At 34.5% G+C, this 23,187-nt stretch carries 21 protein-coding genes and 3 pseudogenes; 2 read left to right on the top strand and 22 right to left on the bottom strand.

What is annotated here, in order from left to right; genetic code table 11:
- Positions 1–2 precede the first annotated feature (2 nt).
- From K5I29_RS10890 to K5I29_RS10900, 3 genes and pseudogenes are all read right to left on the bottom strand, one after another.
- A pseudogene (locus K5I29_RS10890) lies at positions 3–1,162 on the bottom strand (DUF2062 domain-containing protein).
- On the bottom strand, positions 1,162–1,641 hold the full coding sequence (locus tag K5I29_RS10895) for a hypothetical protein (protein WP_264433292.1): 480 nt from the start codon (positions 1,639–1,641) through the stop codon (positions 1,162–1,164). The pseudogene K5I29_RS10890 and the gene K5I29_RS10895 overlap by 1 nt, the downstream one beginning before the upstream one ends.
- Positions 1,638–2,012, bottom strand: coding sequence for a hotdog family protein (locus K5I29_RS10900; protein ID WP_264433294.1), 375 nt, complete (start codon positions 2,010–2,012; stop codon positions 1,638–1,640). Before K5I29_RS10900 ends, K5I29_RS10895 begins: the two co-directional genes overlap by 4 nt.
- A 146-nt stretch (positions 2,013–2,158) precedes the next feature.
- On the opposite strand from K5I29_RS10900, the gene K5I29_RS10905 reads away from it, so the two are divergent.
- Entirely contained in the window at positions 2,159–4,378 is a 2,220-nt protein-coding gene (locus tag K5I29_RS10905; protein WP_264433296.1) for an FUSC family protein, read from the top strand.
- A 30-nt stretch (positions 4,379–4,408) separates the two neighbouring features.
- On the opposite strand, the gene K5I29_RS10910 is transcribed toward K5I29_RS10905, so the two are convergent.
- From K5I29_RS10910 to K5I29_RS11000, 19 genes and pseudogenes are all read right to left on the bottom strand, one after another.
- Positions 4,409–5,008: a DUF3261 domain-containing protein gene (locus K5I29_RS10910; RefSeq protein ID WP_264433297.1), complete on the bottom strand. Its 600-nt coding sequence runs from the start codon at positions 5,006–5,008 to the stop codon at positions 4,409–4,411.
- A complete protein-coding gene (locus K5I29_RS10915) occupies positions 4,986–5,612 on the bottom strand; it encodes a LolA family protein (RefSeq protein WP_264433299.1) in 627 nt (208 codons plus the stop codon). Before K5I29_RS10915 ends, K5I29_RS10910 begins: the two co-directional genes overlap by 23 nt.
- Positions 5,605–6,306: a polysaccharide deacetylase family protein gene (locus K5I29_RS10920; RefSeq protein ID WP_264433300.1), complete on the bottom strand. Its 702-nt coding sequence runs from the start codon at positions 6,304–6,306 to the stop codon at positions 5,605–5,607. The genes K5I29_RS10915 and K5I29_RS10920 overlap by 8 nt, the downstream gene beginning before the upstream one ends.
- Before the next feature lie 181 nt (positions 6,307–6,487).
- Positions 6,488–6,826 carry a WbqC family protein gene (locus tag K5I29_RS10925; RefSeq protein WP_264433301.1) on the bottom strand — a complete coding sequence of 113 codons (339 nt, stop codon included), beginning with the start codon at positions 6,824–6,826 and terminating at the stop codon, positions 6,488–6,490.
- A gap of 181 nt (positions 6,827–7,007) precedes the next feature.
- The gene (locus K5I29_RS10930) at positions 7,008–8,021 is read right to left on the bottom strand and encodes a beta-ketoacyl synthase chain length factor (RefSeq protein ID WP_264433303.1); all 1,014 of its coding nucleotides are present in this window, start codon (positions 8,019–8,021) and stop codon (positions 7,008–7,010) included.
- A pseudogene (locus K5I29_RS10935) lies at positions 8,021–9,215 on the bottom strand (beta-ketoacyl-[acyl-carrier-protein] synthase family protein). Before K5I29_RS10935 ends, K5I29_RS10930 begins: the two are co-directional and overlap by 1 nt.
- 6 nt (positions 9,216–9,221) lie before the next feature.
- Entirely contained in the window at positions 9,222–9,479 is a 258-nt protein-coding gene (locus K5I29_RS10940; protein WP_264433305.1) for a phosphopantetheine-binding protein, read from the bottom strand.
- Between the two features lie 3 nt (positions 9,480–9,482).
- Complete coding sequence (locus tag K5I29_RS10945) at positions 9,483–10,082, bottom strand: 3-oxoacyl-ACP synthase (protein ID WP_264433306.1); 600 nt, start codon at positions 10,080–10,082, stop codon at positions 9,483–9,485.
- Positions 10,079–11,200, bottom strand: coding sequence for a beta-ketoacyl-[acyl-carrier-protein] synthase family protein (locus K5I29_RS10950; protein WP_264433308.1), 1,122 nt, complete (start codon positions 11,198–11,200; stop codon positions 10,079–10,081). Before K5I29_RS10950 ends, K5I29_RS10945 begins: the two co-directional genes overlap by 4 nt.
- 1 nt (position 11,201) lies before the next feature.
- Complete coding sequence (locus K5I29_RS10955; RefSeq protein WP_264433310.1) at positions 11,202–11,648, bottom strand: acyl-CoA thioesterase; 447 nt, start codon at positions 11,646–11,648, stop codon at positions 11,202–11,204.
- On the bottom strand, positions 11,623–12,918 hold the full coding sequence (locus K5I29_RS10960) for an ABC transporter permease (RefSeq protein ID WP_264433311.1): 1,296 nt from the start codon (positions 12,916–12,918) through the stop codon (positions 11,623–11,625). Before K5I29_RS10960 ends, K5I29_RS10955 begins: the two co-directional genes overlap by 26 nt.
- Positions 12,911–13,663: an ABC transporter ATP-binding protein gene (locus K5I29_RS10965; RefSeq protein ID WP_264433313.1), complete on the bottom strand. Its 753-nt coding sequence runs from the start codon at positions 13,661–13,663 to the stop codon at positions 12,911–12,913. Before K5I29_RS10965 ends, K5I29_RS10960 begins: the two co-directional genes overlap by 8 nt.
- Position 13,664: 1 nt before the next feature.
- On the bottom strand, positions 13,665–14,660 hold the full coding sequence (locus K5I29_RS10970; RefSeq protein WP_264433315.1) for a BtrH N-terminal domain-containing protein: 996 nt from the start codon (positions 14,658–14,660) through the stop codon (positions 13,665–13,667).
- The gene (locus tag K5I29_RS10975; protein ID WP_264433316.1) at positions 14,660–15,064 is read right to left on the bottom strand and encodes a hypothetical protein; all 405 of its coding nucleotides are present in this window, start codon (positions 15,062–15,064) and stop codon (positions 14,660–14,662) included. The genes K5I29_RS10970 and K5I29_RS10975 overlap by 1 nt, the downstream gene beginning before the upstream one ends.
- A 1-nt stretch (position 15,065) precedes the next feature.
- Complete coding sequence (locus K5I29_RS10980) at positions 15,066–15,527, bottom strand: ABC transporter permease (protein WP_264433318.1); 462 nt, start codon at positions 15,525–15,527, stop codon at positions 15,066–15,068.
- A gap of 6 nt (positions 15,528–15,533) precedes the next feature.
- On the bottom strand, positions 15,534–15,965 hold the full coding sequence (locus tag K5I29_RS10985; protein ID WP_264433319.1) for a hypothetical protein: 432 nt from the start codon (positions 15,963–15,965) through the stop codon (positions 15,534–15,536).
- Position 15,966: 1 nt separating this feature from the next.
- Positions 15,967–17,102: pseudogene (locus K5I29_RS10990) on the bottom strand (beta-ketoacyl-ACP synthase III).
- Entirely contained in the window at positions 17,102–18,013 is a 912-nt protein-coding gene (locus tag K5I29_RS10995) for an NADPH-dependent FMN reductase family protein (RefSeq protein WP_264433321.1), read from the bottom strand. Before K5I29_RS10995 ends, K5I29_RS10990 begins: the two are co-directional and overlap by 1 nt.
- 163 nt (positions 18,014–18,176) lie before the next feature.
- Positions 18,177–19,745, bottom strand: a complete 1,569-nt coding sequence (locus K5I29_RS11000; RefSeq protein WP_264433324.1) for a calcineurin-like phosphoesterase C-terminal domain-containing protein — start codon at positions 19,743–19,745, stop codon at positions 18,177–18,179.
- Positions 19,746–19,956: 211 nt separating this feature from the next.
- Here K5I29_RS11000 and K5I29_RS11005 point away from each other — a divergent pair, with 211 nt between their 5' ends.
- A complete protein-coding gene (locus tag K5I29_RS11005; protein ID WP_264433325.1) occupies positions 19,957–23,178 on the top strand; it encodes a SusC/RagA family TonB-linked outer membrane protein in 3,222 nt (1,073 codons plus the stop codon).
- Positions 23,179–23,187: the final 9 nt, after the last annotated feature.

Consider the following 23,187-nt stretch of genomic DNA (forward strand, 5'->3'; position numbering starts at 1 on the left):
GGTTATTTGGCTCTTCTAGCTCTTAAATCAAAAAATAAATAACTAACTACCCCAAAAACAATAGCGCCAAGCGTTGCTAGGGTAAAACTACCAATAAGATATTGTAGTAAGTTGTGTTTGATGGAATGAAAGTTTACATCGTGCAGATTAAGAATAATTGCTTTAGAAGGAAAAATTTTATTTCCTACCCAAACTGATGCAAACAAAACAAACGGGATCATTGGGGCGAAACTGATGTTAGAAAATGCAAAAGTAATTACTTTGTTAAGCTTAAAAACTAAAGATAAACTAATAGATAAAGCCAAGTGAAAACCCCAAAAAGGAGATAATCCGATAAAAACACCCAAAGCAATAGAAAGTGCTTTTACACGGGGCGAGTCGTTAACAGAAAGAATTTCTTCTTTAATAAACTCTTTTAAGTTTTTGGACTTATATTGCTTAATAAGCTTTTTAGGTTTAATATAGCAAAATAGCACCAAAACCAAAACGGTATTAAGCGCACTGATGCGCATAAAATCGGTCACGGGCCTAAAGTGCGAAACGCGTTCGGTAGGATCGTACAAAACCTGAATCGGAACATTTTTTACCGGCACATCGTTCCATGCCGTGCGCACAATAACTTCAATTTCAAACTCAAATTTGGTTGTGTAAAATTTAGTTGGTAATGCTTTTAATGGATAAGCTCGAAAGCCTGATTGCGTGTCAGACAAGGCAATATCAGTTTCAAACTTAAACCAAAAGTTAGAAAACTTGTTGCCAAAACTACTTTTTTCGGCACCGATTCATCGCTCATGTTACGGCTGCCAATTAATAAAATGGGCTGCGTAGCTTGCTCTATTTCAGTAATAAAAACTGGTAAATCTGAAGGAAAATGTTGTCCGTCAGAATCAATTGTAATGGCATAATCAAAACCTAAAGCAAGTGCTTTTTTAAACCCCATACGCAATGCCATACCTTTACCTTGGTTTTTAGCTAAAGTAAGGGTTGTAATTTGCGAATAGCTTTCTAAAATTTGTGCGGTACCATCGGTACTGCCGTCGTTTACTACAATTACATCAGGTACATATTGCAAAACACCGTCTAAAACTCGTTGTAAAGTTTTAGCGTTATTGTAGGTTGGAATTAAAACGCAAATTTTAGTTGTTGCAGCAGGGCTTACCATTAGTTCAATTTTTTTATCTCGTCTAAAGTAAACTTATTCGAGGTTTCAACATATTGTTTAATAAACGTTTGCAACTTTGCATCAGTATTTTTGTACTGAGAAAAAATAACAGCTTTATCTTCGTCAATATTAGCATTGTATTTTAATAAAGCTGGCGTATTTTGCTGAATGGTTAAGCGAATAAATCGCAATTCTACTTGATTGGGATGCGAAGCAATTAACTGATTAAGTTGCGTAGCTCCCGTTTTAAATAAATCTTTTTTTTGCTGTTTGCCTTTTTCAAACTTAGATTGAACCATTTTACCTGCAGCTTGATATGCAATTAAAACCGGATCTTGCGTGGTCCATTGGTTGGTTGTTTGGTAAAATTGTAAAGCTTGTGTTTTATTAGTTTGCGCCGATTGAAACTGCTTGCGGGCCGAATCTAAATCTGCAAAAAAAAGCATAAAAGCACTTATACAAGTTAGTAAAAATTTCATACCGTTTCTATTTTAAACGTGCTTGATAATTTTAACGCAGTAACATCATTAAAATAAGTGGTATTTTTCACTTTTATCCCTGCATCTATTTCATTTATTTCTAATTCTAACCGCAAAATTGGTGTAACTTCGGGGTTAATTAGCGCCATAAACTTAATGTTGTTTGATTGTACTAAGCTAAGTTTATGTGCTACAACTTGTTCTGTAATTTCTTTAATAATTTGCATCATACAAACACCTGGCAAAACCGGATTATTTGGAAAATGCCCCGAAAAAATTTCGTGCGCTGGATTTAAAACCACTACGGCTTCAACCAAATTGGAATCGTTTTTTGAAAGTTGTTCTACGTGATATAAATTTGGAAATAACATAATAATTGAGCTATATATTTGACAAATATAACTTTTTTATTTTTTGTTGAAATAGCAATGCGCAGCAAGTTTAAAAATTGAAGTTTTTTACCAAAAATATACTTATCCTTTTTTTTAAAGTTATAATTCTAAAGCTTACCCATTTCATGTTTACAAAATATTTAAACGTATCTAAAGAAATATTATATAAAACCGGAAACAATCAGTTTTATAACGCCATAAAAATTACCTTTTGTGCGTTGGTATCGTTTTTGTTTTTTTATCATAACGAAAATGTTGCTTTTGCCTTTTCGGCAACATTAGGTGCAATGCTTTGTGCTCCGATTGATATTAGCAGCAACTTAAAACACAAAATAATTGCTTTGGTTAGTACGTCGGTATTAATTCCGGCAATTTCAATTTTACTTACTTCTATTTACGATGTGTTTTGGCTGTTTTTTGCCGTTTTTAACATATTAGTTTTTTTTAGCGCCATTATTTTTTTGTACGGACAAAGAGCTTCTTTAATGTCGTTTACCTTGCTTTTAGGCATAAGCTTATCGTTTATTCATCACAGCACGCCAAGCGATGCGTTAGCTAACGGCATTCATATGTTTTATGGGGGAATGATTTATTTATTCATTTCTATTGTATTTTACTTTTTAATGCCTTCCCGTTATATTAACATGGAAATTGCAAATTGTATGGATTTGGTTGCCCAATATTTAAAATTGCGATCGTTGCTTTGGGCCGAAAATCCGGATGTAGAAAGCATTAAACGCCAACAATTAGAATTGCAAATTACCATAAACGAATCGTTCGATAAAATTCGTGAATATTTGGTTTTTAATAAGGTCAGAACCATTAACTCCAATAGCAGCCGCAAATCGTTAATCGCTTTAACCTCGTTAGTTGAAATTATGGAGCTTGCTATTTCTATTACTTTTAACAATCGAGAAATTAAGGCTAAATTTGGCAAAAACACCGAAATTTTATTGGGCTTTAAAAATCTAACTCACGATTTTTACGAAACCATTTTGCATCTTTCAAATACAATTAAACTGCATGCAAAATACCATTCTCCGTATTCGTTAACCAATCAGTATAAAGTTTTAGAAGATAAAATTAAAGCCTTTTGCGAACTACAAAACTGGGAACCTTATAGCGAAAATCAGATTGCCTTTAACAACATTTTGTTTTACATGGACAAACAAATTGAAAAGATTAAAGGTTTAGAACGCGTATATAAAGAACGTGTAAATGCTGATGAGCTTCGCGGAAAATACAAAGATTTAGAAAAGTTTTTTACCCCCGAACATTATACGTTTGAAACCTTGGTTGAAAACCTAAACTTTAAATCGGCGTATTTTAGATATGCCATTCGCATGACCGTTGCCATGGCAGCCGGATTGCTTATTGGTCGTTGGATTGATTTAAAAAACGAATACTGGATTTTATTAACCATTGTAGTTATTTTACGTCCGGGATATGGGCTAACCAAAGCCCGAACTAAAAATCGGGTAATTGGAACCATTATTGGCGGCATTATAGGAATAATTATTTTAAACTTTATTACTGATACGGTAACATTAAGCTTTATTACCGTAAGCGCCATGTTATTGGGTTATTGGTACAGTAGTATTGATTACCGCGTGGGCGTTACCTTTATTACCTTGTACATTATTTTAGTTTACGGAATTTTAAATGCTGGCGCAGAAATAAGCTTGCTTTTTAGAATTATTGATACGCTTATTGGTGCCTTAATTGCATTTTTAGCAGCCAATTATTTATGGCCGTTTTGGGAGTTTAAATCGATAAAAGATATTCTAGAAAAATCTATTTCTAGCACCATTGCATATATTTACGAAGTAAAACAATTGTACATAAATAAAGCTGAGGTAACGGTAGCATACAAAATTGCGCGTAAAGATGCCTTTGTTGCCGTTGGTAACTTAATGGCTTCGTACCAACGTTTGGTGCAAGAACCTAGAAATAAACAGCAAAACCGTGCCGAATTGTACGAAATTGCCGTGCTAAACCAAACCTTGGTTGCTGCAACAGCGGGCGTAGGAACTTTTATACAATCTCACAAAACAACAGAAGCTTCTAAAGCTTTTGAAATTGTGGTGAATAACATTGTGCATAACTTAGATTTAAGCTTGATTCACGTTGGTGCTAATGTAGAACATCCGGTTGGCAGCGAAGCTGATTTTAAAGCGAATATTAGCCGTTTAAAAGATATTAGAAAAGAAGAAGTTGATGTGCAACCTATTTCTGAACAAGAAAAAATAGTTAAGATTGAAGAATCTCAGCTTATTATTGATCAGCTTATTTGGATGGTAAACCTTTCAGAGCAGATTGAGAAAAAAGCGCGTGATATTAAATAAAAAAATCCCATCAAATTGATGGGATTTTTTTTATAGCTTTTGTAATTGAATTTCAATATCGAAATTATAATGTTTTAGTTGCACCGAAGTTGCTTGCTGGTAAGAATCAGTTGTAAAATGTACAGCAACCTTTTTTTTGCGTTTGGCATAAACAATACGCTCTAAAGCTTCATTCTTCTTAAATAAAAAGTAGTTTTTGTTTTTAATGGTTGCTTTAAAAACTTCTTCTTCTACTGCAATTTGTTGCGCTTGCGTTTGCCAGGTTGTGTTTAGCATAATAAACAAATCATGACTTAAAATATTTAAAATTATTTTTTTGTCCAAATCGGGCATGGCATAATTTTTATTATATCCGCCCTTAAAAACGGTAATATCTAGCAACGTATTGCCAAATTCGGTGGTTAAAACCACGCGATGCTGATCGTTTGGCAAAGCTTTTACAACCAGCAAACCCGAAACCTGATGTTTATAAGCAGAAATGGTTGCGCTATAAACATAATCTTGCTCAGCGTTTGCAAAATACGGATTGTAAACCATTTGCGTTTTGGGTTGCAAATTTGTTACGGGTTGGTAACTTTTGCACGAAAACAAAAGAAATAAAAGCGCGCTAAAGGTTAAAAACCGAATCATTTATGGGTTGATTTATTTTTTTGTTTGCAAATGTTATTACTGAGTAATCGTTATTAGGTTCAATCATTTTAGATTGTTTTACCAATTGATCTTTGGCATCAAAATACAATTCAATAGCTTTAATATATTTGGCCAAATCTTTATCCTTAGGTACCAATTTAACCATATAATCGGCATCAATTTTAAAATAAGAGATGTTAAAATCGGCATCATTAAACATGTTCCCGTTAATAGATCCAGAAATTAACTTACTCATTTTTTCGAACTGTTTATTGCTTGCCAAATCGACAGAACTTTGTTTGCCTTGGTTGTTTACAAACAGCTTTTTATCTTTAAAAACAACAGTATATTTGGTTGGCGTATCATATTGCCAACGCAACTTATTATCGGCCTTTAAATGTAAGGTTCCGGTTGAAGTTATGGGCTTGTTTAAAAAACTAATATGTTTGGTTTGGGTAAAATTTGCGGTTAAGGTTTGCAGCGCGTTAGATTCGGCCGTAACCTTGTTTTTAAACGCAGTTATTTCGGTTGGTGATAAGGGCGTTTGGCCAAAAGCCAAAGGCTGAATGAGAAATAAAAACAGAAAAGCGATTAATTTATTCATTTTTGTATGCATCTAAATCCAATAATTCATTCAAAGGTACAACAGTTAGTTGTTGCTTTTTAATTTCTAGCAACAATTGTTCCAGAGCTTCAACGGTTTGGTTAGATGTATCGTGCAGCAGAATAATTCCGCCAGGTTTTAATTTGCGTTTTACCCGATTAAAAACTTCCTCAGAAGTTTTACTAATGGTATCTAACGAACGGATATTCCACCCAATACAAACTAATTTATTTTTTTTAATTGCTTTTGCAATAGCAGGATTGGTTACGCCAAATGGCGGTCTGAACCAATTGGGTTTTACACCAATTTGATTGATTATTACTTGTTGATTGCTGTGAATTTCATTATACACATTTTGTGTGCTTAAAAAGCCCATTTTTGCTGTGTGTGAATACGTATGATTAGCTAAAATATGACCTTGCTTTACAATTTGTTTTGCAATTTCGGGATATTGTTCGATTTGCTTTCCGATGCAAAAAAAAGTTGCCTTACAATTATGCTTCGCTAAAATGTTTAAAACTTGTAATGTAAATGGGGTAGGGCCATCATCAAACGTTAAGCTAATAGTTTTGTTTTTATAATTGCCCTTGTAGCGAGCAGGTAAAAAAAACTGCAAACGCATATCAAAACTTGCCCAAGCTAAAAGTCCAAGAGCTAAAATTAACAACACCAAAAACGAGGTGAGGTTATACAAACTGAATATATAGCCAGTGGATATCAAAAAGAATAGGATGGGTAGTTTTTGATTATACAAATGTATTCTTGTCAAGAATTTTCAAGTATTTAAGGGATTTAAAAAAAATTTGTATCCTTTTAAAAGAAATAAAGAAAAACAAATATAATACAGTGTCAAAATAATGCTTTTAGTGCTTTTATTAAGCTTGGTTATAATTTCTAACGCATACCATACTAAAATAATAACAACAGGTACTACTTTTACTGTACGCCATTTTAATTGACTGAAAATGTTTTTCTTGCCAATTATCATCAACTATTTTTATTTCATTTATTTTAGTTCCTCTAGTCGAATTAGCAACAGGTACTGTTAACCATAAATCATCATTCGGAGATTCAATCTTATTTCTATTTCTCCAATCTCTTTTCGTGTAATCAACATCATCTAAAAACACAAAAATGTCAACCATATTAATCATATCGAAAACACCTTTCCATGGAATATAATTAGATTGTAAAATTGCTATCTTTTTTTTCACTTTTATTGTATATTAATAATATCAATTGTAGCAGCACAATTTGTAAGTATTAACGTAAGTTTTCAGAAATATTTCATTTTTAAATATATTAATTTTAACTTAATTTTTAACACTTTTAAAATAAAAAACGGATTAATTCCAACTTAAAGAATCAATCCGCATAACAAGCTATTTTTTTATTTTAGCGCTGTATCAAAACCAACGAAAAATCTTTTTCATGATTCTGATTCACAACCAAAACCAATTTAGGTTGGTTATTTCCATCTTTATAAACAAAGGTTTTAGAAACTTTTTGGTGTTTTAAAAGTTGCGCAGCTAAACCAAAACCAAAAGCAGATGCTGTATCATATTGTCCAATTACATGTTTGTAATGTAAAATAGTTTGTGTTGGAAAAAAAGACAGAATTTCAGAATTACTACTTTCATTTCTAAAATCGGCATTCAAACCTAAAACTACCGCATCAATTTGCGCAATTGTTTTATTATTTCGGTTTAAAAACGTGTCAATCCAAGCTTTTAAATCTGAAACCGAATTTGCAATTTCAACATCTAAAACTTCGGCATAAGTTGCTTCTGATTGCGTTTCAGACAAAACATAAAAATTAGCTCCTTCACTATAAACAGCAGCATTTGTGTTTTTGTCCGATCGAATTATTTCGGCAATTTGTAATAACTTAATGGTATCTGCGCTCAGCTCGTCAATTCCACCAATCAAAACTTGTTTCGCTTCATTTTGCTGTACTTGCAACAATCCGTCTAATAAAGCCATTTCGAAAGACGAATCTCGGTTTACATACGTAAAATTATAACCTTTGCATTGTAAACGTAATGCAATTTGAGCCCCAACGGTATTGTGAGTAGATTGAATAAATGAGGTTGGTGTTAAAAATTGTTCGTCGTTATCTAAAATCGTTTTTAAAAACTTTTCAGAATCTTCAATACAACCTAAACCTGTGCCTGTAATAACCGCATCAGGAATTGTAACCTCAGCTTCATTTAAAGCAACTTGTGCCGCATAAATGCCCATTTTAACGCCACGAGCCATGCGTCTAATCATATTCGGAGCAATTAAACTTTTATAATCGGGTTGTACTGCAAAAGTTACATGTTCTGTCAAAGGCATGTACAAATCAGCTGCTAATAATGCATCTTGTGCTACAATGGTTCCGATTCCGTTAATATAACATTTTGCCATTATTTTGTAAAAATTATAGTAGAACAATTACCACCAAATCCGAAAGAATTGGATAATACGGTTTGTATGTTTGCCGATTTAAATGTGGTTTCAGGAATTAAATGAAACTCAGGCATTGGGGTTTCAAAATTTAAATTAGGAAAGATGCATTGGTGCTGAATTGCTAAAACGCAGTAAACAGCTTCAATCGCAGCAGCAGCAGCTAACGTGTGCCCTGTAAATGCTTTGGTTGATGAAAACGGTGGTACATAATTGCCAAAAGTGCGCACTAAAGCGCGACCTTCTGATAAATCATTATTTGGCGTTGCCGTTCCATGTACGTTTATATAATCTATTGCTTGAGGTTGCATTTCGGCAACAGCCAAAGCTTTTTCCATAGCTAAATAAGCACCTTCGCCATTTTCTGACGATGCAGTTTGATGAAAGGCATCATTTGCATTTCCGTAACCCGAAACATAAGCTAAAATTTCTTTATTATCTGCCAACGCAACAGCTTCATCTTCTAAAACCAAATAAGCAGCAGCTTCACCTAAGTTCAATCCTTTTCTGTTAGCATCAAACGGCGTATTATACGTATCAGATAAAATCATTAAGGTTTTAAACCCATTAATGGTAAATTTAGATAAAGCATCTGTTCCGCCAACAATTACGCGTGCTGCGCGCGCCTGATTTAATTAATCGGGCACCTAGCATAATGGCATTCGCAGCCGATGAACATGCGGTAGAAATGGTGGTAACCAAACCATTTAATCCTATCAATTCCGCTATTTGATGGGTTGAATGCCCTGCATCATGTGAAGTAATAAAACGTTGAATTTCTGGATTTTCTAAAAACTCATAAAAATATTTTTCAGTAAAATCCATTCCGCCTACGCTGGTAGATGATATAAAAGCGGTATTTCGGTTATTACAATCCGTTATTTGAGCTTGTTGTAACGCTTGCTTAACTGCATAAGCACCTAACAAAGCAGTACGAGTATAGGTATGGTTTTGGGGTAATTGTAAAGCTTGCTCTAAATCAGCATTAGTAAGTTTTACTTCGCCCACTAAAATTTCATCTTTATGGCGGGTTTCAAACAGCTTAATTTTATCAATCCCTATTTTACCGTTTTGTAACGACTCAAAATTTTCGGCTACGGTGTTACCAATAGCCGAAATAATTCCCATGCCTGTAATAGCAACTCGTTTGCTCATGCTTTTTTATTTAGTACGGTGCGTTGTAATATAGTCAGCCATGGTTGTAACCGACTGAAAAATTGTTTTTCCTTCTTTCGGATCCGTTAACTTAATCCCGTAATCTTTGTCTAATAATACAATAAGTTCTAATGCATCAATAGAATCTAATCCTAATCCATCGCCAAAAAGCGGATCGGTATCCTGAATATCAGCAACTGTAATATCTTCTAAGTTTAAAACGTCAATAATTTTCTCTTTTAATTCTGTTCTTAAATTTTCCATTTTTTATATAAAAAGTTTATCTAATTCGTTACGTGAATGTATTTTTTCGCCTTGCTTTTCTACTAAGTAAACAACGGCATTGTATTTATTTTCTAGTACATCAATCCAACCACAAAGTACTTTATTTACATTTTTATGTTGTACTAAATATTCGGGATAACTGTACATTAATTTAGCATCAAAGTTTTCTGAAACAAAAAAACAACTTTCGGTTTGTAATTTATGTTTTATACTTACTTCGCCCAAACAAATATTAGGCAAGGTATAAACAAAAACAGCCGGGCTCGGGTAATATTCTTGCTTATTCTGAATGCTTTTTTGATGCTTTAAATCAGTATCTAAACTTGCAGCGCGATTCATAAATACCAACGCAATATTTTTATCTGATTCGTTTTGTAAAATAGGCTCTGTAGCTAAAAAAGTAAGTTTACTTAAATGATCCATTTTAAAAAATTTAGCATAATCGTAGCCTAAACTTTTATATGCATTTTTAAAAAAGCTATTTAAATCAGGGGCTGTTTCATCTTCAAAAACAACAGTATCATTTACAACTATTTTATGCCCTTTTATTTTACAAACTTGGGTAATATATAATGAACTCATAAAACAACCTTTTTTAAAAGTAACGCTGTATTACTGCCACCAAAACCGCTGGCTGTTTTAAGCGCATAATTTATTTTTTGGGGTTGATGTGATTGCAAAACATGAATGGGTTGCGAAACACCCAAAGTTTCTAACCCTAAATTAGCCAAAGCAACATTGTTTTGCATCATTTGGCAGGTAACTAAAGTTTCTAACAAGCCAGATGCGCCCAATGTATGTCCAAAATAACCTTTTAAACTACTTACTGGCGTTTGTTGCAAATGCAACCTGTTAAACGCAATAGCTTCCATTTCATCATTGTAAATAGTTGCTGTTCCGTGCGATGATATATAATCTATTTCAGAGCTGTTTATTTGTGCTTCTGCTAAAGCTGATTGAATGCTCTGAAATAGCCCTTCACCAGTTCTAGAAGGCCCAGAAATATGGTTGGCATCGTTTATAGATCCGTCACCAATAATTTCAATACTATTTTCAGTAGGTTCGCCTGCTGTAACAAATGCAGCAGCAGCAGCTTCTCCTAAATTCACACCTTTTCTGTTAACATCATACGGTTTGCAAACATCCATGCTCATGGCCTGAAAGCTATTAAAACCAGAAATTACAAATTCGGTAACCTCATCAAGCGCTAAAACATAAACTTCGTGCATTACACCTGTAGCAATCATTCGTTTGGCAATAGCTAAAGCCAAAACACCAGAAACGCATGCGTTTGAAACAATAACAGGGCGTTTTCTGAAACCAAAATAACTTGCAAGCTGTTCGGCTAAAAACGGAATCGAAGCTTCGTCTAAATTATCTTGTTCTAAAGCTCGAATATCACCTTTTGTAGTAGAAATTATTAAGGTAGATTCTGGGTTAACCCGATGTTTTTCAATTATAGGTTGTAAAACAGCAACTGCCATTTTAAAAATGCGTGGCCAATGGCTTACATCAATCGCTTCTAATTCTTGATGCAACAAATCATCAGCAATAACCGATGCGTAATACGCCTCTAAATTACCTAAAGGTTGTTGTTTCTTAATTCCTGATTGGTAAGCCAATAAAGCATCCCAATTGGTTTGCGCATTGGCTCCAAGCGGTGATATATAATTAAAATCCTGAATATAAACCTTTTTCATGTTATAAAAGCCCAACTTTTTGTTTCCATTGCTCAAAAAACAACGGATTGGTCAATTGTAAATTTCCTTCGGTATCAATAAAAACCTGAACGGTTTCGCCCGTGCAAGCCAATTTACCTTCCGGATTAAAAATTTCGTATCTAAAAATTAACTTTGCGGCCGCCGTATTAACAAATGTAGTTTTAATTGTTGCTACATCGCCATATTTAAGCGTTAATTTATGTTCGGTGCTGGTTTTAACAATGGGCGTTGCAAAACCATGGCGTTGCACATCTAAATATGATATGCCGTGTTGCTCACCGAAAGATTCTCGGCCGTCTTCAAAATATTTAATGTAATTGCCGTGCCAAACAATACCCAACGGATCGCATTCATTAAAACGAATACGAATTTGATGTGTTCCGGTAAGGAAGGAATCGGAATTATATATGTCTTTTTTTCTTATCATATAAAAAAGCCAAGCCAAGCATGGTACCAAAAAATAATAATAACAAGGCGGTTTTAGGCAAAATATCAACAAAAGTTGCCTGACGTAAAAGTACGTCGTAAAAACTTTCTAATGCCCAATGCATGGGCGATATTTTTGCTACAAACTGCATAAAATTAGGCATGGCAAAAACCGGAATCCAAACTCCGCCAATGGCTGCTAAAATAATAGTAAAAGTTGCTCCAAACGGTGCAGCTTGTTCTTGTGTTTTAGCAATGGTACCTAATAAAATACCCAAACCAATGGCTGCCAAACCGCTTGCCATGGCAATAAAACTTAAAGTTATAAACTGATTGTTTATTAGCAAAGCCGGTAACCCCATGTACGGAAAAACAAACTTACCAATTAAAAGCATAGCATAAAACTGCAGCAAGCTTATTAACAAATAGGTAGCTGTTTTACCAAAAATAAATATAATATTAGAAGCTGGGCTGGTTAATAACCGAATCCAAGTTCCTTGATTTTTTTCTTTTACCATGTTTATAGATAACGGAACCATGATAAAAAATATAGCAAACAACGTCCAGGCTGGTACGTTATGTTGTACGGCATTGGGCTTAGCTTGCTTGCCATAATCGGGTTCGTACTCTGTAAAACGCAAAAATGGTTCTGACGCAAACAATGGGGCTGATTCATCAGTACCTAATTGATCTTTAAATGCTTGATAAATGGTTTTGTTTTCTATCTGAGCCACCATTTTATCAATAGCATCTTTTACGCCAGATTTATATACGTTTTGCAACGCTGGATCAAAAAACAGCTTAATCTCTTTATAATCTACAACCGTTTGCGGTTGGTTTTGAGCAGCATCTTCATCTTCTTCAGAAAAAGAAAATTCAGCCAAAATTTGATTTACGTTTTGGTTTACTTTTGCGTGCAAATCGTGCGTAAGTTGCTCTGGAATTACAATTGCAAACTGATATTGTCCTTTTTGCACCAATTGTTGGGCAATATCTTCGGTTATTGTTTGCTTATTGTGCGTGGTAACCAACTTAAAAATATTTGCTTGTTCTATTTGCTGCTGCATCGCAAACGATAAGGAATCTTTATCGTTATCAACCCAAATTACATGAGTTAAATCGTTATGCAAGGTTTCGAAAGATGATTTTTGAATCAACGTAACCGTAATAACCAACACAATGGGCATAATAAACAAGGTTATTAACCCACCTAAATCGCGAGAAAGCAAAAGCATTTCTTTTTTTATGGCTTGAAATAGTTTGTTAAGCATCGCGTAAGTTATTTCCGGTTATGGCAATAAAAACATCTTCTATAGATTTTGCATTGGGCACGCTGGCAATTAATTGCTGCGGCGTGTTTTCACAAAAAATTTTACCTGCTTCAATAATTGCAATGCGTGTACAAAAGTTTTCGGCTTCTTTTAAATGATGCGAGGTATAAATTATGGTTGTTCCGTTGGTATTAAGCATTTTTAAAAAGGCTAAAATAGCTTGCTGAGATTGTACGTCAACCCCAACGGTTGGCTCATCTAAAAACAATATTTCGGGTTGATGTAAAATACCTGCAATAAGGTTTACACGACGTTTCATTCCGCCCGAAAAGGTTTCTATTTTTTTATGAATAAATTTTTCTAATCCTAATTCTGTTAATAAATGCTTGGCTTGTTGCTCCAATTGTTTAGGTTTAATGCCGTACATGCTACCAAAAAACATAACATTTTCTAACGCCGTTAAGGTAGGATATAAGGCATATTCTTGCGGTACAACACCAATTATTTTTTTTAATTGATGCGCATTTTTTTGATAGGTTAACCCGTTAATAGTAAGTTGCCCAGCGGTAGGCTCAAACAAACCACATAACATGCTGATTAATGTAGTTTTACCGGCGCCGTTTGGACCTAAAAGTCCAAAAATTTCGCCTTGGTTAATAGATAAACTTAAATCATTAACCGAGAAAAAATCTGCTTTGTGGTATTTTTTATACAGATTAGAAATATGTACAATTGGTATGTTCAACTTAAATTGCTTTTTTTAATCGTTTAAAAAAATCTTCTTCTAAATCGGCTAATTTTAAAAGCTGATTAGATAGCGCTTGATACACGTTATCCTGATTGCTGCGTTTTTTATAAACACGGGATGCATCAACGGCAAAATCACGCCATAAATCACCAATAATGGTCATTTCTGCCGAAAACTTTTTAAGTTCTGGATTATTTAGAATAGGAGCAGATTCGGCTAAAAAAGCCGCATAAATATAACGAAATCCGCCGCCGCCCGTTCCAATTTCTTCTTGCATACGCACCATTTGCGCCAAGTAATAATTGGCTTTTTTAGTACCTACTTTATTTGGCCATTTTACAATGCTTTTAGCTAACCATCGCATAGCTTTAACCCCAACAATAGGTACGGGCGCAAGCATATCATTACACGTTTGTTTAATGCCTTTTTTAATAGCTAAAGCCAGATTTAACGTTTCTGGAATGTAAATCGGATAATAAATATGGCCCTTAGGTGCTAAAGCTCCTTTTGCAAAACGTACACGTTCTAATTCATCTGCCGTTAAAACGGTTGATGTTTGCATTACCGGATCGCTAATTAAATAGTTGTCCCCATCTTTACCAAAAACAACCAGATTGTGGGCATTAAAATGAAAACGATATTCGTCTGGGAAATACGATAAATTGTAAACCCCAACCTGAAGCCCCGAAGGAATATTTTGTGCTAAGTTATTATCTAGCGTTTGTTTTGCTTTTTGTTTGTCTGAAAATTTAATACGCTTAATTTTAATTCCTAAACGTTTAGCCAAGCGGTTGAAAATAAAACCAGGCATCGGACGATAGGAAATAGCAGGCGCATGGTTTACTTTTAAAAAAGGAAGGTAAAAGAAAAACAAGCCTGAACCGATACCAAAAACCATAGGTTCGCTTAAATTAATGCCTTTATTTTTTAATAGATTTGATGCTACACCATTTTCGCAATGTGCCGCTTGATGGTGGGTAAAATCTAACTTCATTATTCGCCTTTGAAATTTAATAAATCGTTTAAGCTGATTTGAAATACATCAGCATATTTTTGTTTGGTTTTGGTTGAAAGTTTATTGAAAACGGATGGTTTTTGGTGCCTTTTAACGCGCCAGGTCCACATTTCCATATAATCGGCTAAAGTTGCCCAATCCATGCGGCTTTTTTCCATAAAATAAACAATTGGGCTGGCTTTACCTTGTTTAACCTGATCGTTAGCAAAAGCAATACGTTCGCTAATTACAGCTAAGGTTTGGGTTTGTACTACGGTTTTCGGTTCCCAACCCGAACTAAGTTCGGTGGTGTACGATCCGTCTTCATCAACGGCATAATACAATTCTTTTATATCGCTATTTTGTAGGCTGCTTTGGTCTTGAGGAACTTCAGATTTTTTCATGTTATTCCGTTTTTTGTAAAAATAAATTTAAGGTTGCCGTTGCAATTTTTTGTGCGTCACAAAAACAAGTTGCATTCATGGTGCACAAGCTATAATCTTCTCCTTCAAATCGAGAAATTAGCTCGGCAGCTGTTTTTAATTGTTCTCCTTGGTTGGGCAAAGCAAAAAATTCAACCTTTTTAATGCCGCTAATAAAACCAATAACATTGGTTTTAATGTTTTCTGTAGCTATTTCAGGATTAAAATAATTTTGGCCAACAATAGCTGAACAGGTTTGCGCCATATTTTCTATCACACCAGATTCCTGAAAAATATTGTTGTGTAAAAAAATGGAATGTTCAGGAATATGGTAGCTTGTTACTACATGTTCCTGAGAAATTTCGGTAATAATATCTACCAAAAGCATGGGTTTACGATGCGGTAAATATTGCGTAATATTATAAACTTGATGGTTTGTAGCCATAAGCTGTTATTTTGCTAAAACGGTTTTCATTTGTGATTGCGCAACCAGCTGATTGTTACAACGGCAGGTTGTATTTACTAAGGTTACGCCTAAAATATCGTGTAAAATTTCGACCTCGGTTATGAGTTGTTGGTTTACAGCTGGCAAGGTAAATATTTCTAATTTAGAAATAGAACCAATATAACCCGTTGGAGCAGGTTTTTGACTAATTAGATAGCTAAAACCAGTATATAATGCTACCGATTGTGCCATATGTTCTACAATACCGCCTTCTGTTAAAACCTGGTTTTGAACAAAAATGTTTTGAGCTGAAATGGTTAAGGCAACTTTAACATAATGTTCTTTATACGCCAACAACGCATCAACCATAATAATTGGTTCGCGCTGCGGAATGCATTTTTTAATAGTTTGGCTGTCGGAAATAGGTAATGAAATCATTTTAAACTACGGTTAAATAAGCATATGCGTAAGAAAAACGTCCACTTTCTGGAACCGAGCACATAATGCGATCGCCTTTTTTAAGTTTGCCCGAATGATACAATTCGTCTAACATTAAAAAGATTGAGGCAGAACCAACATTACCTACATGAGCTAGATTCATAAACCATTTATCTTTGGTTATTTCTAAACCCGCATCAACAAATCCGTTATATAATCCGTCAACAAAAAAATGTGACGAAACGTGAGGTAAAAAATAATCTATTTCGTTTGGAGTAATTTGGTGCTTTTCCATGGCAATTGCCATGCTTTCTACTCCTTTTTTTAAGATATGAGCATCTAAAATTTTCACATCTTGTTTGATAGAAAAAATAGATTGTTCCAACCATTCGTTAGGTTGGTAATCGCTCCAAGGTTTAATAGATCCGTCTTCAAGCTTGTCACCTCCTGCGTACATACGCAAGCTTCTAGTTCGTACGCGTACGAAAAAGATTCCATCCAATTAATTTCTAAGTTTAGCGCTCCGGTTGGTTGTGATTCTAACAACACAGCACCGGCACCATCAGACAGCATCCAACGTAAAAAATCTTTTTTAAAGGCAATTATAGGTTGCTCTTCAATGTTTTTCAGGTTTTCAATTTCTGCTTCAAACTTTCCGGCTTGCATCCAAGGAGAAACACGTTCTGAGCCGGTACAAACTGCATTTCTGGCCATATCTGACTTAACAGCCATATATCCGTATTTTAACGCATTCATTCCAGACACACAAACACCAGATGAAGAATTTATTTCCATGCTTTTACCGCCTAAAACACCATGAACCATTGCTGCGTGCGACGGTAAAAGTTGATCTGGCGTTGAAGTTCCGCACGAAAGCACATCGATATCGGTAACGGCAAAGGAATTTGAAAATAAATTTTTAATAGCAAGTGCTGTTAAATCAGCATTGGTATGCGTAGGTTTACCTGCTGCATCTAATGCATAATAACGAGTTGTTATTTTATTGTTTCGTAAAATTAATCTACGGGCTTTAGAATTTGTATCGTTAATTTTACCTAAAATATCTTCCATTTCATCATTAGAAATAGGTTTGTTAGGTAAGCATTTAGCAATATTAGTGATGTAAACTTTATTCATTATTTTAGTTGAATTCCTTGATAGTATTTTTTCTGTTTTTTAATTTTCCAGTATTGTAAAGGTAATGTAATTGTATGTATTAAATGTACAATAGGCGATAAAAACCAAATGGCGATAAACAAGTAATAGTAAAATAACTTTAACAAGAATTTACGCTTTTTTGGAAATTTTAAAACGAGGTTTGACCAAGCTTTAAACATTTTATTTGCTTTTTGGTCCATAGATACCAAAAAGTGACGCACCTCAACCGCACCGTTTGCAACCAACTCGGTTTGTAAGGATTCGTAATTATTTTGGTTTAGGTGTTTTAAAATTATTGTTCCGAACTTTGTACTTGCTTGCATTTCTTGTTCTGAAATACCTGGCAAAGGTAAAAAGCCCCAAACTTTACGTTTTATGCCTGTAAACATCCAATCTACAATAGTAATTACGCTAACTAAATTAATATTACGATCAACCATAGCAATATTACCTACAAGGTTTGCTTGGTTTTGCTGTAAAAGTACTTTTACTTTTTCTTGAGCTTTTACCCACATGTTGCGGCTACCGCTTAATGTAATTACGGGCATATTTTGCAATAACGTTTTTGCGTATTCGCTTTTTAAAAAGGAGTTAATTGGAATTGAGGGCGACAAATACCAAACTTGATAGGCAAGAATAACTAAATCAAACTTTTGATTAAACAACGTGCTAGGTGGTGCTTTTATTGTTGCCGGTATTTGTTTAAACGTTTCTGGAAAGGCATCAAAAAATTGAGATGCAGGCCAAGGAAACGGAAAAGGTTTTTCCATTTCTATGTTATAATACGTAATCGCAACGTTGGCATCTTTTTGCAAATTGGCTACCACGTGTTGCGCCGCAGTTAACAATTGCCCAGATTGCGTATAGTAAATAACGAGTACGTTTTTCATAAAAAAAGCTTATTTAATGGCATTACTAATTGTTTGCTAAAATACTTAAAAATGTAAAAGGTTTATTTTATTCTATAAAATTTGTTGTTGCATATAAAAACAAAACGCTCTTAAATTAAGTTTAAGAGCGTTTGCTATTGTAATTTATAACAAGCTATTTTATTTATTTTGCCACTTGAAATTGAGCTTTGCTGATTGTTGTTTTACCATACATATCAGTAGCTTTTACCTCAACGGTATGCTTACCTGCGCTTAAGTTTTTAGGAATGTTTGTTCTCCATAAGTGAGAAGATAACATAGCCTGAGACGGGCGTCTTTCTTTAATTCCGTTTGTAGCTAAATCCCATTGGTAATATTGGCTTAAATAAGCCGGATCTGGCTCTTCAACAAACGTCATGTTTTTCCATTCGCCGTTATCAATGCGGTATTGTACATCATCTCCTTTTTTACCCATAAAAAAGTTAGCGTAAATAAAATGACGATTTCTAGGGTTAGAAAATTCTGCCGTTTTTGGTGTAAAAATATTGATTTGATATTCTGGGTTTTCACCAGCAACTTTATAATCTACTTTATATTGGTTGCCATCAAAATGCATTAATGCGTAACCTTTTGGAGTTCCGTCGCGCATGGTAGATGCTGGAACGCCTTGTTTGTTTGTTAAGCCCGAATACCAATCGCCTGATGTTGTACCTACGTTATATTCGTGATGGGGTTTATCTTGTTTCCAACCTTGTTCTTTATCGTAAAACAATTGTTGTTGAATGTGCGTGTGCGCAGATAATGAAACGGTGTTTGGAAAATCTTTTAAAAGCTCGAATAAGCGGTTTCTGTCTTCCACTCTAAACCATTCGCTATCGTTATCCATTAACGGAATGTGGAAAGCTAAAACTACTAAATTATCTTTCGGTACAAATTTTAAATCGTTTTCTATAAACTGAAATTGATCTTCACGGAAACCTGCCCAATAACCTTTTCCATCTCTTGGATCTGGGTACAAAATATCGTCTAATACAATAAAGTGCACTTTACCGTAATTGAATGAGTAGTTTGCTGGACCAAAGTTTGCTTCGTACGTTTCGTCAGAATGCTCATCAATTGTAGCATCATAATCCATATCGTGGTTTCCGATTACGTTGTACCACGGTAAGTTTATTTGTTGAATGGCTTTTTTATATTCTGGGTGTAAAACTAAATCATCACCAACTAAATCGCCTAAGCTGATTCCGAAAATGGCTTGATTGGCATCAACATCTTTTATTATTCCGTCAATAAAAAACTGAACTTCTTCTTGCGTGTAGGTTTGTGGATCACCGAAAACGAATGATGTAAATTGTTCTGATTCTTCTGCTGGATATAAACCAAAATTGATTTTTTTAGGTAATTTACCTGTTGGTTTTACACCACCGTATTTTAGCTTTGGCGAACCGTTTGGTTTATTGGTATAATAAAATTTAGGTAAATTGTACTGATCTAAAGGTATTTGGTACCCTGAAGGTTTAATTACAAATAAGGTTGCATCTTCTGGCACAAAAATAGAATAGTTTCCGTTTTTGTCGGTACTAACCACTTCGGTTCCGTTACTAATTTGTACGTTGGCAATGCCTTTTTCTTTGCCATCTTTTTTTCCGTTTTTGTTAAGATCTGCATACACCGTTCCTGAAACTTTATGCTGAGCAAAAGTCATAGAAACAGAACCTAACATTGTTGCGAGTAGTAATGTTTTAATGTTCATTTTTTGTAATAATTTAATTGCTACAAACTTCGGAAGGGAACATTACTATATAAGAAATTGATTGTTAATAAAAAATCAACAAAATCTTAACTTCTTAACATTTAAGTAATTTATAGTTAATTATTCATTAATTGTTTCGTAATGATAATTTTTCACTTGTTCGCGCATAATGCGGGTACTTTGTTGCATACAAAAAATTATTATTACTACTATGAAAAACAAGTATTATGAACTTTTTAAACTAACTCAGGTAGTTGCTTTATCTACTTTAGTTTTTTATCCAGGCATAGTGCATGCTAAGCCAATACCGGCTCCGCAATTTAAATTAGTAAATAACGGAACTAAGGTAAACGGAAAAGTTACTAACGAGGCAGGCGAACCTATTGAAGGTGTTATGGTTTTTGTTAAAAACACCAATGTTTGGGTTGAAACCGACAAAAATGGTGCTTTTACAATTGATTATCCTTTTACAACTGCGACGATTTTAACGTTTAGTGCTATTGGATACACAGAGGTAGAATATACCTACAAAAACGAAAATAACATTAAAATTCGTTTACAACATTTTGACGAACAGTTAGATGAGGTAGTAATTACTGCTCTTGGTATTAAACGTGAGGAAAAACAATTAGGTTACGCTCAGCAAAAAATTGAAGGTGACGAATTTACAACGGCACGTTCTAACAACTGGGTTGATAACATGAAAGGTAAAGTTGCAGGTATGAGCTTTACATCGGCAAGTTCTGGACCTATGAATTCTACACAAGTAGTTTTACGTGGTAACCGTTCTATTAATGCCAACAACAACGGTGCTTTAATTGTTGTAGATGGTATTCCGATTAACACAAATATGTCTGCATCTACAGCAAGTGCTGGGTATTTATCTGCCGATTCTCCAGTAGATTTTGGCAGCGGATTAAGCGATATTAATCCAGATGATATTGAAAATGTTACCATTTTAAAAGGTGCTGGAGCAACAGCTTTATATGGTTCTAGAGCAGCGAATGGTGCAATTATGATTACTACAAAATCGGGTAAAAGAAACCAAGGTTTAGGAGTAACATTTAACACCAACACATCTTTCGAGGTAATTCAGAGATGGCCAAACTGGCAAACACAATACGGTTCTGGATCTGGAAAAATAAGAAATACTGCTGGCGATTTATACTATTCATACGGAGATAGCGCTGATGGTATGAATACAGTAAGTAACTTAGGTTTTGGACCAAAATTTGACGGACAATATTATTACCAATACGACCCAAATACAGGGATGCAAGGTACCGAAAAAACATTGTGGCAAAACTACAACAATGCTAGAAAAGGATACTGGAAAACCGGTAGTACGTTAACCAACAGCATTCAGTTTCAAGGTGGTGATGATAAAGGATCAATTCGTGCATCTATTACTAACTTAAAAAACGAATGGATTATGCCGAATACTGGTTTTGATAGAACAAACGTTTCTATGAAAGCCGATTATCAAATATCTAAAGCTATAAAATTAAATACATCGGTTAACTATTCAAACCGTTATAGCGACAATTTACCTTCTACCGGTTATAACAACCATAGTATTTCATACTTCATGATTTTAACCAATCCGAATGACAATATTGATTGGTACAAAAAAATGTGGTTAGACGACGGTAAAACGCAATTAAACTCACCTTTTAGCCCGTATATTGATAACCCATATGCAATTACTTACGAGGTTATTAACAGTAACAAAAACAACACCATTACAGGTAATATTCATTTAGATATTGATTTAGCTAAAAACCTTAAATTAATGGTACGTTCGGGATTAAATTTATTTAATGAAAGACGTGAGTTAAAACGTCCGTACGATTTAGTAAAATTCCCAACAGGATATTACGAGCAACAACACATTCAATCGCGTGAAATTAACTCCGATTTCTTGTTAACATATACTAGTAAAAAAGATCAAGATTTTCAGTACAACTTCTCGGTTGGTGGAAACACAATGACCAACAATTTTTACCGTTTAGATGCATCAGCAAACGGATTATCTGTGCCAGATGTTTACAAACTTTCTAACGCAGCAAACGGAATTTTAACCAACTCGGCTGACCGTCATAAAAAAGTAAATAGCTTATATGCCTTAGGATCTTTTTCATACCGCAACTTGGTATTTTTAGACCTTACAGCACGTAACGACTGGTCGTCAACTTTACCAGCACACAACAACTCGTACTTTTATCCATCGGCTAACTTAAGTACAATTGTAAGTGATCTTTTTGTTTTACCATCGTTTATTGATTTTGCTAAATGGCGCGTTTCTATTGCTGAGGTAGGTAAAGATTCGGATCCATATATCATTAGTAAATATTACGATTTAAGTGATTTTACCTCTTCGGCACAAGTTGACAATTCATTATTCAACATCAACTTAAAACCAGAACTTACAACATCTTTCGAAACAGGTATTGATTTACGTTTCTTTGGTAACCGTTTAGGTTTTGATGGAACTTTTTACAGAACCGTTTCTGAAAACCAAATTATTAGCGTTCCGACAGATTATTCAACAGGATACAGCAACAAATTTATTAACGCAGGTAAAGTATTAAACCGCGGGGTAGAAGCAACGTTATTCTTTGTACCAGTGCAAACCGAAGATTTTGAATGGAGATCAACTGTAACATATGCTAAAAACCATAACGAAATTTTATCTCTTGCAGAAGGAATTGAAGGTGGTGATCAACAAACGTTAGCAACTTCTGGAACGGTTTCTATTATTGGTAAAGTTGGTGGTACAACAGGTGATTTATACGGATACGGATTTGTTAGAAACGATGCCGGACAAATTATTTACAACGAAAAAACAGGTTTACCAGTTCGTCCTACAAAAACACAATATATTGGTAATGCATATGCAGACTGGAAAGGTGGATGGAGCAACCAATTTTCATACAAAAACTTTACTTTAGGCTTTACATTAGACGGATCTTTTGGTGGAACATTATATTCACAATCTTTCCACAAATTAATGGAACATGGTAAGTTAAACGAATCTTTAATGGGCCGTGAACAAGGATTTATTATTGGTGACGGGGTAATTCAAAACGCAGACGGATCATTCTCACCAAATACTACAAAAGTAGATCCTAGTACGTATTATGCAGATTATTACAGACGTGCAAACGTGGAGTCGAACAGCTTTGATGCAACATGGGTTAAGTTACGTGAGGTAAGCTTTGGTTATAGTTTCCCGAAAGAAACTTTAGACCGTTGGAAACTTAAAGATTTAAGAATAAGTGTATTTGGTAGAAACTTATATACATGGTCTGATTTCCCAATTTACGATCCAGAAACTGCAGCTTTAAACGGCTCAAGCATGGTTCCAGGGGTAGAAATGGGACAATTACCTTCTCCTGCAACGTATGGCTTTAACATTAAAGTAAGTTTATAATAAAACATC

Origin of the sequence: Flavobacterium agricola (genome assembly GCF_025919725.1) — a bacterium.
GTDB lineage: Bacteria > Bacteroidota > Bacteroidia > Flavobacteriales > Flavobacteriaceae > Flavobacterium > Flavobacterium agricola.